15 protein-coding genes are annotated in these 16,289 nt (G+C 73.8%); 10 read left to right on the forward strand and 5 right to left on the reverse strand.

Annotated elements, in window-relative coordinates:
- Positions 1-3 precede the first annotated feature (3 nt).
- From IE274_RS27075 to IE274_RS27100, 6 genes are all read left to right on the forward strand, one after another.
- Positions 4-1,629 (forward strand): O-antigen ligase family protein, encoded by a 1,626-nt coding sequence (locus tag IE274_RS27075; RefSeq protein ID WP_229909842.1) that lies wholly within the window; start codon positions 4-6, stop codon positions 1,627-1,629.
- Entirely contained in the window at positions 1,626-3,551 is a 1,926-nt protein-coding gene (gene murJ / locus IE274_RS27080) for a murein biosynthesis integral membrane protein MurJ (RefSeq protein ID WP_190118511.1), read from the forward strand. The genes IE274_RS27075 and murJ overlap by 4 nt, the downstream gene beginning before the upstream one ends.
- Positions 3,552-3,831: 280 nt before the next feature.
- On the forward strand, positions 3,832-4,557 hold the full coding sequence (locus IE274_RS27085) for a polysaccharide deacetylase family protein (protein WP_190118664.1): 726 nt from the start codon (positions 3,832-3,834) through the stop codon (positions 4,555-4,557).
- Positions 4,554-5,702: a glycosyltransferase gene (locus IE274_RS27090; RefSeq protein WP_190118512.1), complete on the forward strand. Its 1,149-nt coding sequence runs from the start codon at positions 4,554-4,556 to the stop codon at positions 5,700-5,702. Before IE274_RS27085 ends, IE274_RS27090 begins: the two co-directional genes overlap by 4 nt.
- Entirely contained in the window at positions 5,699-6,454 is a 756-nt protein-coding gene (locus IE274_RS27095) for a YveK family protein (RefSeq protein ID WP_229909843.1), read from the forward strand. Before IE274_RS27090 ends, IE274_RS27095 begins: the two co-directional genes overlap by 4 nt.
- Positions 6,451-7,704 (forward strand): GNAT family N-acetyltransferase, encoded by a 1,254-nt coding sequence (locus IE274_RS27100; protein WP_190118513.1) that lies wholly within the window; start codon positions 6,451-6,453, stop codon positions 7,702-7,704. Before IE274_RS27095 ends, IE274_RS27100 begins: the two co-directional genes overlap by 4 nt.
- Before the next feature lie 51 nt (positions 7,705-7,755).
- On the opposite strand, the gene IE274_RS27105 is transcribed toward IE274_RS27100, so the two are convergent.
- Positions 7,756-9,051, reverse strand: a complete 1,296-nt coding sequence (locus IE274_RS27105; protein WP_190118514.1) for a glycoside hydrolase family 26 protein — start codon at positions 9,049-9,051, stop codon at positions 7,756-7,758.
- A gap of 154 nt (positions 9,052-9,205) precedes the next feature.
- Between IE274_RS27105 and IE274_RS27110 the strand changes: the two genes are divergently transcribed.
- Together IE274_RS27110 and IE274_RS27115 are read left to right on the forward strand one after the other, a co-directional pair.
- On the forward strand, positions 9,206-10,525 hold the full coding sequence (locus tag IE274_RS27110) for a carboxylate--amine ligase (protein ID WP_190118515.1): 1,320 nt from the start codon (positions 9,206-9,208) through the stop codon (positions 10,523-10,525).
- A complete protein-coding gene (locus IE274_RS27115) occupies positions 10,518-11,819 on the forward strand; it encodes an NAD(P)-binding domain-containing protein (protein ID WP_190118516.1) in 1,302 nt (433 codons plus the stop codon). The genes IE274_RS27110 and IE274_RS27115 overlap by 8 nt, the downstream gene beginning before the upstream one ends.
- A gap of 161 nt (positions 11,820-11,980) precedes the next feature.
- Here the strand turns inward: IE274_RS27115 and IE274_RS27120 are convergent, their stop codons facing one another.
- The 3 genes from IE274_RS27120 to IE274_RS27130 all read right to left on the reverse strand — a co-directional run bounded on the left by IE274_RS27120 (position 11,981) and on the right by IE274_RS27130 (position 14,027).
- Entirely contained in the window at positions 11,981-12,907 is a 927-nt protein-coding gene (locus IE274_RS27120) for a chaplin (RefSeq protein WP_190118517.1), read from the reverse strand.
- 114 nt (positions 12,908-13,021) lie between these two features.
- Entirely contained in the window at positions 13,022-13,255 is a 234-nt protein-coding gene (locus IE274_RS27125; RefSeq protein WP_190118518.1) for a chaplin, read from the reverse strand.
- Positions 13,256-13,616: 361 nt separating this feature from the next.
- Positions 13,617-14,027, reverse strand: coding sequence for a rodlin (locus IE274_RS27130; protein ID WP_190118519.1), 411 nt, complete (start codon positions 14,025-14,027; stop codon positions 13,617-13,619).
- A gap of 323 nt (positions 14,028-14,350) precedes the next feature.
- On the opposite strand from IE274_RS27130, the gene IE274_RS27135 reads away from it, so the two are divergent.
- Together IE274_RS27135 and IE274_RS27140 are read left to right on the forward strand one after the other, a co-directional pair.
- On the forward strand, positions 14,351-14,761 hold the full coding sequence (locus IE274_RS27135; protein ID WP_190118520.1) for a rodlin: 411 nt from the start codon (positions 14,351-14,353) through the stop codon (positions 14,759-14,761).
- A gap of 262 nt (positions 14,762-15,023) precedes the next feature.
- Positions 15,024-15,431, forward strand: coding sequence for a rodlin (locus IE274_RS27140; RefSeq protein ID WP_190118521.1), 408 nt, complete (start codon positions 15,024-15,026; stop codon positions 15,429-15,431).
- 116 nt (positions 15,432-15,547) lie between these two features.
- Here IE274_RS27140 and IE274_RS27145 read toward each other — a convergent pair whose 3' ends face one another.
- Positions 15,548-16,255, reverse strand: a complete 708-nt coding sequence (locus tag IE274_RS27145) for an NAD(P)-dependent oxidoreductase (RefSeq protein ID WP_190118522.1) — start codon at positions 16,253-16,255, stop codon at positions 15,548-15,550.
- Positions 16,256-16,289 lie beyond the last annotated feature (34 nt).

Consider the following 16,289-nt stretch of genomic DNA (forward strand, 5'->3'; position numbering starts at 1 on the left):
CCCGTGGACCAGGCCCTTCCGTATCCGGCACCCACGGCACCCACGGCACCCGCCGTGCCCACCACACCCACGGCGTCCACAGCGCCCACGGCCCACGCGCCGGTCGCCCCCGACAACCTCGCGCCCCCCGGCGCCCCCACGCCCCCCTCCGCCCGCACCCACCACCCGCTCGCGCGCCTCCCCCACGCTCCCCCGCACCCCCTTCGCCACACCGCCACCGTCCTCCCCGTCGTCCTCCTCCTCGCCCTCCTCGCGCTCCCCGTCCCCGCGGGCGACGGCTCCGGCGGCACCCCCGCCGACGCGTTCTCCGCGCTGGTCGTCGGCTGTGCCCTCGTCCACGTCGTCCGGTCCGCGCGCCGCCCCCTGACCCGGAGCGCCGCCGTGGTCCTCGGCCTGCCCGTCGTCGGCATCGCCGCGGCCGCGTGCTCCTCCTCCTCGGCGGCCACCGGGATCACCGGGGCCGCGCGCTACTTCCAGGTCTTCGTCCTGGTCCCGGCCGCGGTCCTCGTCCTCATCCGGGACGCCCGCCAATTCCGGGTCCTCGCCTGGGCGTTCGTCGGGCTCGCGCTGTTCCAGGGCGCGCTCGGCGTGCACCAGAACCTCACCGGGACCGGGGCCTCGTACATGGGCGCGGACATCCGGGCGGTGGGCACGTTCGGGCCGTCGGACGTCATGGGGATGGCCACGGTGGTGTCGTACGGGCTCATCGCCTCGCTCGCCCTCGCCTTCCGCCCGCACGCGCCCCGGCAACGCGCCGCCGCGCTGACCTGCGCGGGGCTGCTGACCGTGCCGCTCGCGCTGTCGTTCAGCCGGGGCGCGTGGATCGCGACGGTGGCGGCCTGCGGGGTGGTGCTGCTGCTCGCCGGGGTACGGCACGCGCTGCGGGCCGCGCTCGTGGCGACGGCGGCGGGCGTCGTGCTCGTGGCCGGGCTCGGCCTCGGGTCGCAGCTCCTCCAGGACCGGCTGACCAGCATCACCGACGTCACGGACGCCCCCGACCAGTCCGTCACCGACCGGTACGCGATGTGGGCGGCCTCCGTGGACATGTGGCGGGACCACCCGGTGACCGGCGTCGGCCTCAAGGGCTTCCCCGAACACCGCGACAGCCACGCCTCCCTCGCCCTGTCCTCCGGCAGCGACACCGCGGGCGCGGGCGCCGAGTTCCGCCGCCAGCCGCTGCTGTCCCCCCACAACATGTACCTCCTCGTCCTCAGCGAACAGGGCCTCATCGGCCTGCTCACCCTCGCGGGCGGCTGGCTGGCGCTGCTGGTGTGCGCGCTACGGGGGTGGGCGCGGGTGCGCGTGCGGCGCGGCCACGCGGGGGACGGCCCCGGGGGAGCGCGGCTGGACTGCGCCCTCGCGGCCTGCGGGTTGCTGGTCTGGCAGCTCGTCGACTTCATGTACGCCGACATCGGCGGCCCGTCCACGGTGCTCACGGCGGTGGCGCTCGGGGGGTGCGCTTGGTGGGCGTTGCGGGGGCGGGGAGAACACGAGGGGGGCGCGGACGGCATGGCGTGCGCGGCTGGTGCGTCGTGCGCAACGGGTTCGGCGTACGAAGGGAACTCCGCGTACGGGAGCGGGAGTTCTTACGAGACAGACGCGTCGCGTCCCGTGGCGGGGGCGCGATGACGACGTTGCCCGGCACGGAGGCGGGAACGGGGACGGGGAGGCCGGAGGCCGAGGCCGCAGCCGAGGCCGAGCCGGTCCCGGCGGCACCGGCGGCCCCGGCGAAGGGCGCACCCTCCGGCACCGACCCCGGCAACGCCTTCCTCGCCAAAGCCGCCGTGGTCACCGCGGTCCTGACCGTCGCCGGATCCCTCCTGGGCCTCGTCCGCGACCAGGCCCTCGCCCACTTCTTCGGGGCCGGGAGCGCCACCGACGCGTTCCTGGTGGCCTGGACCGTGCCGGAGATGGCGGCGACGCTCCTCATCGAGGACGGCCTCGCGTTCTTCCTGGTGCCCGCGTTCAGCCTGGCCCTGGCGCGCCGTGCGGCGGCCAGCGGCCCTGGCTCGGGACCCGATCCGGTACGCGCCCTGGTCGCCGCCTCCCTGCCCCGGATGACCCTGTGGTTCGTGGGCGGCTGCCTCGCGCTCATCGCCGCGGCCCCGCTCCTGGTGGCCGCGCTCGCGCCCGGCCTGCCGGACCCCGGGCTCGCCGTGGACTGCACGCGGCTGACGGCGACCTGCGCCCTGAGCTTCGGCCTCGCCGGTTACTGCAGCGCGGCCCTCCGCGCCCACCAGCGCTTCGCCGCGCCCGCCGCCGTGTACGTCGTCTACAACGCCGCGATCATCGCCGCCCTGTTCCTGCTCGCCGCACCGCTCGGCGTGCGCGCGGCGGCCGTGGGGGTGGCGCTGGGCGGGGTGCTGATGGTGGTCGTACAGGCGCCTTCGCTGTGGGGGGAGTTGAGGCGGCGGGGGGTGCCGGGGGCGGCGGCTGCGGGGGGAGGGGTGGCTCCGCGGGGGGAACCGGTACCGCGGGAGACCCCGGCAGCGCGGCGGGACTCGGAACCGCGGGAGATCCCGGCGCCGCACGGGGAACAGACCGTGTGCGGCGAGCAGGCCGTCCCCGGCGAGCAGGCCGTCCCCGGGGAGCAGGCCGTGCACGGGCAGCAGGCCGTGCACGGGCAGCAGGCCGTACGCGACGAACCGGTCGCCGTACGCGGGGAGGAGGCCGTGCGGCTGGAGACGGCCGTCATCTGGACCGTGCTGCTGTTCGCCCTGTGCCGCCAGTCGCAGGTGCTCATCGAGCGGTTCCTCGCGTCCTCGCTGCCCGCCGGGGCGATCTCGCATCTGAACTACGCGCAGAAGGTCGCGCAGATGCCGATGGTCCTGTCCCTGATGCTGTGCACGGTCACGTTCCCGGTGGTGGCGCGGGCTCTGGCGGCGGGCGAGACCGACCGGGCACGGGACCGGGTGGAGCGGGACCTGGTGCTCGCCGGGTGCGTGGTGCTGTACGGGGCGGCGGCGATCGTGGCCGTGGCGCCCGACCTGGTCCACCTCCTCTTCCAACGGGGCGCGTTCACGGCGGCGGACACCGAGGCGACGGCCGCCGTCATGCGGGTGTACGCGCTGGGACTCCTTGGCCACACGCTGGTGGGCGCCCTGGCCCGCGCGCACTTCTCGGTCGGCCGGGCCACCTGGGCACCGCTGGCCGCGATGGGCATCGGCATCCTCACGACGGCCGGGCTCGGCTTCCTGACGGTGGGCACCTGGGGCGTGTACGGCATCGCGGGCGCCAACGCGATGGGGATCTGCGTGACGGCGGTGCTGCTGCTCGGGGCGCTCGGCCCGCGGGCGGTACCCCTGCGCACGCGGTCTGTCGCCGGTCAGTTGGGCCGCCTGGCCTTGGCCGCGGGCTGCGCCGCGGTCCTGGGCGCGTGGTGCGCCCATCAGGTCGGCCCGCCCGCGCTCGCGGTGGTGACGGGCGGGGTCGTGGTGGGGGTGACGTTCCTGGCGGCCGGGTGGGGGCTCGGCGTACGCGCCCTGCGCGCCGCGTCCGCACGCCTACGAGCACCGAGCTCCGCCAGCCGAAAGGGCCACCATGACCACTGACTTCACGCCGTCCGGCGGGCCTACGGGTCCTGGTGACCGCAAGCTGCCCGGGGAGGCCACGCGATCCGGTGACCGCGAGCTGCCCGGAAAGGCCACGCGACCCGGCGACCGCAGGCTGCCCAGGGAGGCCACGCAACCCGGTGACCGCACTCCCCCCGAGGCCCTCATCCGCCCCGGTGCGCACGAACACCGCGCCGCCCCTGCCGACCTCCGCACCCGCCAAGCCCCGGGGGACCCCGCACGCCACCCCACGCGCCCCACGAGCACCCCGTGGATCGCCATGTACCACTCCGTGGCCGACACCGACCCCGCCGACGACCCGTACGACATCACCGTCACCCCAGCCCGCCTGGACGCCCAACTGACCTGGCTGCGCCGACGCGGCCTACGCGGAGTGTCCACGGCCGAGCTCCTGGAGGCGTACCGCCGGGGACAGGCGGACGGCCTCGTGGGCCTCACCTTCGACGACGGCTACGCGGACTTCCTGGACCACGCGGTCCCCCTGCTGCACCACCACGACTGCACCGCCACGGTGTTCGTACTGCCAGGCCGTCTCGGCGGCGACAACGCCTGGGATCCCCTGGGCCCCCGCAAGCCCCTCCTCGACGCGGACGGCATCCGGCGGGCCGCCGAGCAGGGCATGGAGGTCGCCTCGCACGGCCTGACGCACGTCGACCTCACCCGCGCCGACGACCAGGCGCTGCGCCGCGAGGTCGCGGACAGCCGGTCCGCCCTGGCCGACCTGACGGGCCAGGGCGTAGGCGGCTTCTGCTACCCGTACGGGCACGCGGACCCCCGCGTCCTCGCGGCCGTGCGCGCGGCCGGGTACACGTACGCCTGCGCCATCGCCCCCGGCGACCTCAACGGCCCGCTGGCCCTGCCCCGCATCCACATCGGACAGCGCGACACGGCCCTGCGGCTGCGCCTGAAGCAGGTCACCGGCGGGCCGCGCGGCCGCGCGCTGCGTCCGGGCCACATCCCGTTCCCGGCGGCGGTGACCGCGTGAGGGTCCTGCACGTCATCACCGGGCTCGGCATGGGCGGCGCGGAGCAGCAACTGCGGCTGCTGCTGCGCCACGTACCGGCGACCTGCGACGTCCTCACCCTCACCAACGCGGGCAGCGTCGCCCGCGGCATCACCGCCGACGGCACCCGCGTCACCGACCTCGGCATGGCGGGCAACCGCGACGTCGCCGCCCTGCCGCGGCTTGCCCGGCTGATCCGCGCGGGCCGCTACGACGTCGTCCACACCCACCTCTACCGCGCCTGCCTGTACGGCCGGATCGCGGCCCGCCTGGCCGGGGTGCGCGCGGTCGTGGCCACCGAACACTCCCTGGGCGCCTCGCAGATGGAGGGCCGCCCGCTGACCTCCGGCGTCCGCGCCCTGTACCTCGCCGGGGAGCGGCTCGGCCGCATGACCGTCGCCGTGTCCCCGGCCGTCGGCGCCCGCCTCAACCGGTGGGGCGTGCCCTGGCAGCGCATCCGCGTGGTGCCCAACGGCATCGACGCGGGCCGCTTCCGCTTCGACCCGGCCGCCCGCGCGGCCGTGCGCGCCCGCCTCGGCCTGCCCGCGGACGCGTTCGTCATCGGCGGCGTCGGCCGCCTCGCCGAGGGAAAGCGCTTCGACGTACTCCTGCGCGCCGCCGCCCAACTCCCGGCCGACGTACGGGTCCTGCTGGTGGGTTCCGGACCGCAGGAGCCGGAGCTGCGGCGCCTTGCCGGGCGGCTCGGCCTCGCCGACCGGGTGCGGTTCGCGGGCGAGACCGCGCACGAGGACGGCGGCGCGGAGCACGCCACCGCGCACCTGCCGTCCCTGCTCTCGGCGATGGACACGCTGGCGTCCCCGTCCCCGGAGGAGGCGTTCGGCCTCGCCCTCGTGGAGGGCCTGGCCAGCGGCCTGCCCGTGCTGTACGCGTCCTGCCCCGCCGTCGAGGGGCTGCCCGCGCACGAGCGCACCAACTCCGCGTACTGCGCGAGCGATCCCGACTCCTTCGCGCAGGTCCTGTACGGCCTGCGCAGGTCCGGCACCCCGCCGCACCGGGCGGCACCCGCCGCGGTGCGGCACTACGACATCACCCGCAGCGCCGGTCGGCTGATGGACGTCTACACGTCCGTGCTCACCGGCCCGAACCAGGAGGTGAACTCCCCATGAGCGCCCCTTCAAGCGCCCCCTCGGGCACGAAAGCGTCCAGCGGTACGTTCAACAGTGCGGGCGGCACCGGCAGCACGCCGGGCACCCCGGCGCCGCCCGCCCCGCACGCCACCGACGCCGACACCCCACCCCCGACCAGCCTCCGCACCCGCCTCGCCCGGCTCCCCCGCTGGACCCTCCTGCCGGTCTGCGCCGCCCTCGGCGCCCTCGCGGGCGGCACGTACGGCCTGCTCCAGACCCCGGAGTACACGGCCACCAGCTACGTCGTCGCCGTGCCCGGCGCCAAGGCCGACCCGGCCACCGCCCTGGGCTTCGCGCAGGCCTACGGCCGGGTCGCCACGCAGCTCGCCGTCCTCGGGGACGCGCAGATCGCCGCGGGGATCTCGCCCACCGAGCTGCAGGACCGCGTCAAGGTGGCGACCTCCCCCGACGCCCCCATGATCTCGGTGTCCGCGTCGGCGGACCGGCCCGACGCCGCCGCCACCCTCGCGAACGCGGTGTCCCGCGCGCTCACCACGAGCGCCGGCCACACCAAGAACAGCACCCGGGTCAAGCTCCTGCCGTTCTCCCGCGCCGTCGCGCCCACCGCTCCCTCCTCGCTCTCCGCCCCGGTGACCGCCCTGGTCGGCCTGTGCGCGGGCGGGCTGCTCGGCGGCCTCGGGCTCCTGGTGCGCCCGCGCGCCACCGCCCGGGCGCTGCCCGGCGGCGCCGTGCCGGGGCCCGCGTCCGCCGGGGTCCGGGGCGGCGCGTGACGACGGCGACCCGGTCCGGGCTGACCGCCGGGCTCTGCGTGGACGAGGACGAGTTCGCGTCCCTGGCCGGTCCCTGGCGGCGGCTCTACGAGACCTGCGAGGAGGCGACGCCGTTCCAGAGCCACGCGTGGCTGACCTCGTGGTGGCGGTCGTACGGCCGTCGCGGGCGGCTGCGGGTGCTGCTCGTGCGCGACGGCGGCGAGCTGGTCGCGGCGGCGCCGCTGATGCGGGTGCACCGGCCCGTCCCGGCGCTGCGGCCGCTCGGCGGCGCGATCTCGGACTTCGCGGACGTCCTGCTCGCCGCCGACTGCCGCGAGCGCGCGGCGGACGCGCTGGCCGAAGGGATGCACGGCCTTGCCCGGGGCGCGCTGATCGACTTCCGTGAGGCCCGTCCCGGCGCCTGCGTCGAGAGCGTCTACGACCGGTGGTGCGGCCCGCGCCGTGAACTGGCCGACTCCCCCTGCCTCGAACTCCCCCCGCTGCCCGTCGACGAGCTCCTGAAACGGCTGCCCGCCACCACGGCCCAGCGCGCCCGCGCCAAGCTGCGCAAGCTGACGGCGCTCGGCGTGCGGACCCGGGTCGTACCCGCCGACGAGGTGGAGACGTCCCTGGCCACCCTGCTGCGGCTGCACGAACTCCAGTGGCAGGGGCGCAAGGTGACGACCGAACACCTCCGGCCGCGCTTCCGCGAGCACCTGCTGTGCGCCGTGCGCCCCATGGTCGCGGCGGGCGACGCCGTGGTCACGGAGTTCCACCTGGACGGCGAGGTCCTTGCCGCCGACCTCACCCTGCTGTCCGCGCGGCTCGCGGGCGGCTATCTCTACGGCGCCCATCCGCGGCTGCGCGAACGCAAGATCGACGTGGCCACGATGCTGCTCGACGCCTGCACCCGGCACACCTCGGGCCCGCACCCCCGCACCCTGTCCCTGCTGCGCGGCGACGAACCGTACAAACAGCACTGGCGCCCCACCCCGGCTCCCAACCGCCGCTTCCTCCTCGCCCACAGTCGGACGGCCCCGCTCCTGACGGCGGCGGTGTGCGAGGCGTCGGCGCGGGAGTGGGCGCGGGGGGTGCGCCGGGACTGGCAAGTACGGCAGCAGCAGCGGGAACGTGCCGGGCGCGCGGGCGACGGGCAACGCGGCAGCGACAGGCAACGCGGGAACGACAAGCAGCACGGCAGCGACAGACAGCACGGCGGCGAAGTGCGACGTGGAGGTGAGGGGCGGCCCGGTGGCGGAACTTCCCCGTGAACGTTCCGCCACCGCGCCGGGCTCAGTCACCCCCACGACCGCCGCGCCCCCTCAGGCGCGCGGCCGCTCCTTCCGCTCCCACCAGTCGAACCGCAGGCACAGCTTCCCGCCCAGCCAGTACTCGACCCAGTCGCCCAGGTCCAGCGGCGAACAGTGCGGCGGGCGTACCGGAGCGGTCGGTTCGGTCGGCTTCGGCGTCGGGTTCACCGGCAGGCCGGAGAGCGCCTCGCGGTACACCTTCGTGGCCTTGGGGTTGTCCTTGCACTGCCAGACGCCGTGCGGGCAGTAGTCCGTGACCGTGTTGTACAGCGGCTTGTGCTCGGCCATCCACTTCAGCATCCGGCGCATGTACTCGTCGTTGTCGCCGTTGCGGAAGAGGCCCCATTCGGGATACGAGATGGGCTTCTTGTGGGCCTTCGCGAAATCCACGTGGTGCTGGAGCCCGTACTCCTCGGTTACCTGCTGGTCGAACGTCACGCCGCTGGGCTGGTCGTACGAATCGAGCCCGATGATGTCGACGGAATCGTCACCGGGATAGCAATCGGTCCACGGAATGGCGTCCCGACCGCGATTCGGGGTGAAATCGAACTTGAATTTCTGTCCCGGCACCGAACGCATCGTGGTGACGATTCGTTTCCAGTACGTCTTCCAGGATTCCGGATCCGGACCGCAACGATGGGTGTACGTGGTGCCGTTCATCTCCCAGCCGAGCACGATCACCGTGTCCGGCACCCCGAGGTCGACGAGGCGCTTCGCGAGGACGCGGAAGTGCTCGTCGAATTGCCCGGCCGCGCCCTGCCGCAGCATCGAGCGCACCTGCCAGTCGCCGATGCGGTCCTCGTTGCGCTCCAGCATCGGCACGTTCAGGACGAACATCCGGTCGTCCTTGGCCTTGCGCCAGGCCGCCCAGCTCTCCAGGAAGCGCGGCGCGCCCTCGATGTTGCTCCACCGGTCACCCGGGAGGTACGTGTGCCCGACCCGCAGCTCGGTCCCGTCCAGCCACTTGCTGAGCTCGGTCATGCGGTCGACGCCGAGGGGGCCGTAGTCGAGGTAGGCGCCGATGGCGGGGAGCTGGGGGTCGGCCGGGTCGGGACTCTCCGCGGGCGCGGGGCTCTCCGAGGCGGCGGGCGCGGGGCTCTCCGCGGGCGCGGGCGCCGGACTCTCCGGAGGCGCGGGGACGGCGGCGCCCGGCGGCGCGGGCGTCGGCTCCCCCGCGGGCGCCTTCCCTGCGGTGTGTGCGGGCACGGCGACCACAGCGGTCGACGCGATGATTCCGGCCGCGATGAAGGCCAGCCGTTTTCCGCGTCGGCCCGATCGTTTACTGCGTTGGCTACGCCGTGGGTTCATGACTGCTCCTCGTGGACCGGCCACACATGTCTGACGCCTCGGATTGCTGACGCTGCTGACGTTCCGTCATATGTATTTCTTTTGCGCCAATCGAGTCTTTAATCCTCCGTGACCGCACATCGCCCCATTGGGCGAGCGATCAGTAAGGCCGACCTTGCATTCTCTGGACACACGCGTTCCCGCGGTCCTGCTGCGGATCGACCGGAATCCCTTTCACCACGGCACCCTGGGCGCGGTGCGTTCCCTGGGCCGGGAGGGGGTGGAGGTGCACCTGGTGGCCGCCGACGAGCACAGCCCGGTCGCCCGCTCCCGCCACCTGCACCGCATCCACCCGCCGCCCAACCCCACGGCCACCCCGGAGGACGTGCGCGCGGTCCTGCTCCGCGTCTCCGCACGCGTCGGCCGCCCCGCCGTCCTGATCCCCCTGGACGACGCGGGCGCCCTCGCCGTCGACGCCGTGCGCGCGGCCCTCACCGACCGCTACCTGCTGCCCCGGCCCGCGCCCGGCCTGCCCGAGCGCCTCGCCGACAAGTCCGCCCTGGCCGAGCTGTGCGCCCGCATCGGTGTGGCCCACCCGCGGATGGTGGCGCCCACGACGCCCGCCGAGGCGGCCGGGGCGGTGACGGCCCTGGGCGCCCCGGTGGTGGCGAAGTGGAGCCGCCCCTGGCTGCTGCCCCGCGGCAGCGGCCTGCGCAGCGCCGTCCTCATCCGCTCCGCGCGCGAGGCGGCGGCCCTGCACGAACGCGCCGCGGCCGCGGGCAGCCGCCTGCTCCTCCAGGCGTACGTCCCCGGCGGCCCCGAAGCCGACTGGTTCGTGCACGGGTACGTCGGCCGTGACGGCGACGTGTCCGGCGGCGGCACGGGCCGCAAGCGCCGGGCCCGGCCCCGCGCGGCCGGGCTCACGGCGGTCGGCGAGTGGGCGCACGACGCGGGCCTGTGGGCGCTCGCCCGGCGGCTGCTCGCGGGCCTCGGCTACCGGGGCGTGTTCGACCTGGACTTCCGCCGCGACGCCCGCACCGGCACGTACCACCTGCTCGACTTCAACCCGCGCCCCGGCGCCCAGTTCCGCCTCTTCGCGGACGGCACCGGCACCGACGTGGTGCGCGCCGCCCACCTCGACCTGACGCACCGCCCGGTCCCGGCACCGGCCCCGCTGCCGGGCCGCGCCTTCGTCGTCGAGAACTACGCGCCCCTGACCGCCCTGCGCACCCGGCACCGGGTCACCCTCCGGTCGCGGGAATTCCGGGCTCCCGGCGTCGAGTTCGCCTGGTCCGGCGCGGACCCCGCCGACGACCCGGCCCCGGCCGCCGACCTGTGGCGCCGCTGGCGCCGCCACGTCCTGCGGCACTCGCGCGCCCGGCTCGCGGGCGCCGCCCAGAACATCCTGCTGACGCTGTCCACCAGGGCGCGGGAGACCTCCCCGGCCGTCCTGTCCGGCACGACGAACAGAGAGCGAGCGGTCACCGATGCATGACCTGCTGATCGTGGGAGCGGGCCCCTACGGCCTGTCGATCGCCGCGCACGCCGCGGCGGCGGGCCTGGACGTACGCGTCTTCGGCCGGCCCATGGCCTCCTGGCGCGACCACATGCCGCGCGGCATGTTCCTGAAGTCGGAGCCCTGGGCGTCCGACCTCTCCGACCCCGGCGCCCGGTACGGCCTGGCCGCGTACTGCGCCCGTGAGGGCCTGCGCGCGGAGCACGGCGTTCCGCTGCCGGTCGAGCACTTCGCCGCGTACGGCCTGTGGTTCGCCGCGCAGGCCGCCCCGCCGGTCGACGAGCGCCTGATCCGCTCCGTGCGCCCCCTCCCGGACGGCTTCGCCGTCACGACCACCGACGGCGAGACCTTCCACGGCCGTACGGTGGCCCTCGCCGTCGGCGTCATGCCGTTCGTCGAAATCCCCTCCCTGGTACGGGGCCTGGGCCCCGCCCACGTCTCGCACAGCAGCCACCACGCGGACCTGCGCCCCCTGCGCGACAAGGACGTCACGGTGCTCGGCGCGGGCCAGGCCGCCCTGGAAACGGCCGCGCTCCTCGCCGAACAAGGCACCCGCGTACGCGTCCTGGCACGCGCCCCCCACGTGCGCTGGAACACCCTGCCGCCCGCCTGGCACCGCCCCTGGTGGCAGTCGGCCCGCGCCCCGCACAGCGGCCTCGGCTGCGGCTGGCGCAACTGGTTCTACGCCGAACGCCCCGGCCTCTTCCGCCTCCTCCCCGCATCCACCCGCGCCCGCGTCAGCGAGACGGCACTGGGCCCGGCGGGAGCTTGGTGGGTGCGGGACCGCGTGGAAGGAGCAGCCGCTCCGACAACGGCCGGGCCGCCGCGTACCACCATCGAGATCGTCACCGGACACCGGCTCACGGCCGCACACCTCAGCGACGGCCAGGTGCGCCTCTCCACCCAAGGCCCGGACGGCGCCGCGGTCTTCGCCACCGACCACGTCCTCGCGGCCACCGGATTCCGCGCCCAGACCCACCGCATCGACGTGCTCGACCTCGGCGTACGGGACTCCCTGCGCCGCCTCGCCGACGGATCCCCGTACGTGGACCACGGGTTCGAGACCTCCCTGCCCGGCCTGTTCGTCGCCGGTCTGCCGACCGCGTCGAGCTTCGGCCCCGCGATGCGCTTCGTCCAGGGTGCGGGCTTCACGGCGGGCCGCCTGGTGGCGGGGGTGCGACGGCGGGTGCGGCGGCCGGGCGCCGTGCCGGTGGCCCGCAGCGCCGAGCCGCTCGGGAGGGCACCGTACGAGAGCGGGGCGCCCGGGCGCTGACGCCCCCACGCACGGAGCGGACGGGCCGCCGTCGACCCGTCCGCTCCGCACCTCGCGCACTGCTGCACGCTGCTGCTTCTAGCTGCAGCCTCTCCTGCTCACTTCTCTCTCACCGCTCGCACTGCTCTCTGCCACTGCTTCCTCTTCGCCCCGGCGCGGGTTCAGGACGTGCTGCGTCCGCGTCGGTAGAGGAGGGCACCGCCGACCAGCAGCCCGGCGCTCGCGGCAGCGGCCGCGAGGGCGTTCTGGTCCATGCCGGTCGCGGCGAGCTGGCTGGCGTGCTCCGGTGTCGCGGCGGGACGCGGCGGCCTGGCGGTCGCGGCGGCCTTCAGGAACTCCGGGGCCCTCGGCACGGTGCGCGGCGCGCGGGGCGGCTCGGGCGGCGTGACCCGCTCGACGGGCTGCTCGGGCTTGACCGGTGGCACGTGCGGCTCGGGCACCGGAGGCGCCTGCTCGGGAGCCTGACCGCACTCGTTCCCGCTGGTCCCGGAGAGCGCCGCCACCACCTCGACGGCGTTGCCGCAGGCGTTGATCGGGATGTCGAGCGGGGCCTGGAGCAGGTTCCCCGCCAGCACGCCGGGCGAGTGGGACGCCTCGCCGTCGGCGCTGGCGCCGCCGCCATGGTGCGCGGGTTCCGGAGTCGCCGGTTCCGGGGTCGCCCGCTCCGGGGTCGCCGACTCGGGCGCGGGCTTCGGGGCGGGGGCCGGGGCGGGCTTGGGGGCCGCGCGCTCCGGGGCGGGGGCGGGTGCGGGGGCGGGCTTGGGTACGGGCGCGGGCGCGGGCTTCGGCGCTGCCTCGCGCTTCGGCGGAGCCGCACGCTCCGGTGCCCGCTCGGTAGTCGGGGATGAGGTGTGCGCACACGAGTTACCCATGGCCGGGTTCCCCGCGCCCACGCCGTTCACCGAGTTGCCGCAGACGTTCAGCGGCACCTCCAGCGGGGCTTGCACACTGTTGCCCGACAAGAAGCCGGGCGAGCCCGCGGCCTGTCCGTGCGCATCGGCTGCGGCGAACGCGGACTGGCCGGGCAGGGACAGGATGCTCGTGGCGGCCGCCGCCGAGAGCACCCCTTTGGTAAGGGCCTGTCGCAATCTAGTGGTCTTCCTCTGAGCGAAGGGGAGCCGGCCTTGGGGCCCTGGGGCCTGCCAAGGCCGGCGGTGACACGGCCTGGACGACCGGGTCGCTACGTCAGTACGTCAAGGACGTCAGTCGTTGACGCAGCTGTTGCCGAACGCCGGGTTCAGCAGCGCGAGCAGGTCGGCGCTGTTGCCGCACACGTTGACGGGAACGTGGACGGGAACCTGCACGAGGTTGCCGGAGAGGAAACCCGGGGAGTGGGCGGCCACGCCGTCGGCGCCCGCGTCGGCGAATGCCGGGGCACCGAAGCTCAGTGCCAGGACAGCACCAGCAATGACGGTTGCGCTCTTCTTGAGCTTCACAGATCTTCCCTTCTGACCGGTCGCGCCTAAACGGCGGTGAGAGCCGGGCGGGCAGTATCTTCACCCGCACCGCGACCTGAGTCCTGACCAACGAGCACCAAGAGCAGAAGAAACCGGCAGAACCCCGACATTCCCAGGTTCACCCGACTGCTATCGACCAGCTTTTACACACCGGAATACGCACAGGGATACATGCGGGGACACCTGACTGGATACACAAGGAGATACGCACTGTGTACGCCCGGAAATCCGGCGACCGAATTTCCGCCGGAGCCATCCGAATCACGGCAAAGAAAAGCCGCTCGGGCCGCCCCGCTCGAAGGAGTCGGGGCGGCCCGGGCGGTCGCTGCGGCGTGGAGGGTCAGCCGTTGTGCGCGCCGTTGCCGGACAGCACCGGGATGTCGCTGAGGATGTGCGACAGCGGCTCGTCGCCCTTGGCCTGCGTCGAGTTCTCGGTGCACTGCTGGTTCTGCGGCGCCGACAGGATCGGGATGTCCTGGACCGCGACCGGCACGACACCGACGATGGAGCCGATGTTGCCCTTGACCGGCAGGCCGACACAGGGCTTGTTCAGGGATCCCTGGACGAGGGACAGCTGCGGGCTCATGTCGCCCTTGGTGACGGAGTTGCCGAACGCCTGCTTGGCGCCGTTGCCGCTCGCCGACTGGGTGCCGCTGTCGTCACCGATGGCCATCGCGGCAGGGGCTGCGGTGGCTGAGATACCGACGACGGAGACTGCGACCGCAGCCGCTGCCATTGCCTTCTTGAGCATTTGCTGTTCCTTTTCTGGGCAGAAGCACAGGTTACTGCGGGCTGCTCAACTCACCGTCGGACGTTTGGTTCCGCTCATTCACTCCATCGGATCTTTTCGTAGGACCGGCGGCGCCCGGCGCATTCACATAAACGCACACCACCATGAGTGGCGCCGCAGTGAACCATCGGATTATCCGGACAACGCCAGGCACAGAACACCTGTTGGCGGACCCGCGCTCGGCCATTGGTGGGCCATATGAGTGAACAGCAGCAACCCCACACCGCTGGCGCAGTTGCTCAGGGTGCTCCACGGACGGGGTTCATATCCAGAAGGGAAATGCTGTGCTCAAGAAGGTTATGGCCGCGGCCGCGGTCACGGCTTCCGTAGTCGGTGCGTCGGCTGCCACTGCTTCCACGGCGTTCGCCACCGGTGACGACAGCGGCACCCAGACGATGAGCGGCAACGCCGCCTCCCAGACGTTCGGCAATTCCGCCACGTACGGAAACATGAGCCCGCAGATGGCGCTCATTCAGGGCTCCCTGAACAAGCCCTGTATCGCGCTGCCCGCCAAGGCCAATGTCGGCTCCCTCGTCGGCCTGGTGCCGGTCGCGGTCCAGGACATCCCGATCCTGTCGGCGCCGCAGAACCAGCAGTGCACGGAGAACTCGACGCAGGCCAAGGGCGACGAGCCGCTGTCGCACCTGCTCAGCGACATCCCGGTGCTGTCCGGCAACGGTGCCGGCAACCACTGACACCGACCAACAGTCCAGCGGGCCGCCACCTCTCCTCGGCGGCCCGCTGTTTTCGGGTTGCCGCGCCGATGGCTTGCGAGTTCCCGGCCGGACCGATTTCGGGTTCCCGGCCCGATTGACAGCTACCGGGTCGCTTTCCGGTTTCTCCGCTCACCACACTATTGGGCCGACTGAGCTAATCGCCGAAACCAGCGTTCCATCAGTTCAGTTGACCACCATGCGGCTCCGCAACGGAGCCTGTCTCCGAAGGGAATTCCTCACCATGAAGAAGATCTTGGCAACCGCCGCGATCGCCGCATCCGCCGCCGGCATGACGGCCGTCACCGCCACCTCGGCCATGGCCATCGGCAACGACACGGGCACCACGTCCGTCAGCGGCAACGGCGCTGAGCAGACGTTCGGCAACTCCGCGACGCACGGCAACATGAGCCCGCAGATGTCCCTGGTCCAGGGCTCCCTGAACAAGCCGTGCATCGGCCTGCCCGCCAAGGTCAACGCCGGTTCCATCGTCGGCCTGGTGCCGGTCGCGGTCCAGGACATCAACGTCCTGTCGGCGCCGCAGAACCAGCAGTGCACCGAGAACTCGACGCAGGCCAAGGGCGACGAGCCGCTGTCGCACATCCTCAACGACATCCCGCTGCTCTCGGGCAACGGCGTCAACAACCACTGACGCACCGGGGCCGACCGTGCCCCAGGCGCCCTCGGCGCCGCATCCGGTGGCCGCCACGCTCTCCGTGGCGGCCACCGTCGCGTTCGGCGGACCGTTGGCCGGTGGCCGATGGCCGTTCAGTAGCCGATGGTGAAGCGGCGCTGGACGAAGCGCGGCAGTTCCGCCTCGTCGACCAGGGCGACGGCGGCGTCCTCCGCGGAGATCCGGCTGCGCCCTTCGGCGTCCAGGACGGGCTGGTCACCGCCGACGCGGAAGCGTCCGGTGCGCTCGCCGGGGGCGATGTCCTCGGCCGGGCTGAAGTAGGTCCACAGCCGGTTCGAGGTCCGCAGCACGTTGAGGGCGTCCCGGTGGCCGCGCACCGCCGCCGCGTAGTCGCGGGGCAGCCCGATCTCGTCGAGCGTGGCGTGCAGCAACTCGTCGGAGTCGGCGCGGACCACCCCCGGCGCGATCTCCAGGCTGCCCGCGCCGCCGATCACGATGAGCCGGGTGCGGGGGTGGCTCTCCAGGGCCTTCAGGAGGGCCCGCGCCGCGGTGGCGTACACCGTGGGATCGGCGATCGAGCGCCGCACCGTGTCCGCCATGTCCTTGGCCGCGTTGCCGGGCTGGAAGGCGCTGACCAGGACGTCGAGTCCGGGCAGCACCGCCGCTATGGACGCCGGGTCCAAGGCGTCGACGCTCGCCCAGGCGACGTTCTCCCGCCGTTCCTCGCCCGCAGCCCGTGCCGCGTCCCGGCTGAACGCCGCCACCTGATGCCCCCGGCCGAGAGCTTCGGTGACGACTCGGCTGCCGATGGTCCCCGAGGCCCCGATGACTCCGATGCGCATGGTTCTCCCCTGTTCGTGTGTTCCTGCTCCGCAC

The organism is Streptomyces flavofungini, from assembly GCF_014650815.1.
In the GTDB taxonomy this organism is placed as follows: domain Bacteria; phylum Actinomycetota; class Actinomycetes; order Streptomycetales; family Streptomycetaceae; genus Streptomyces; species Streptomyces flavofungini.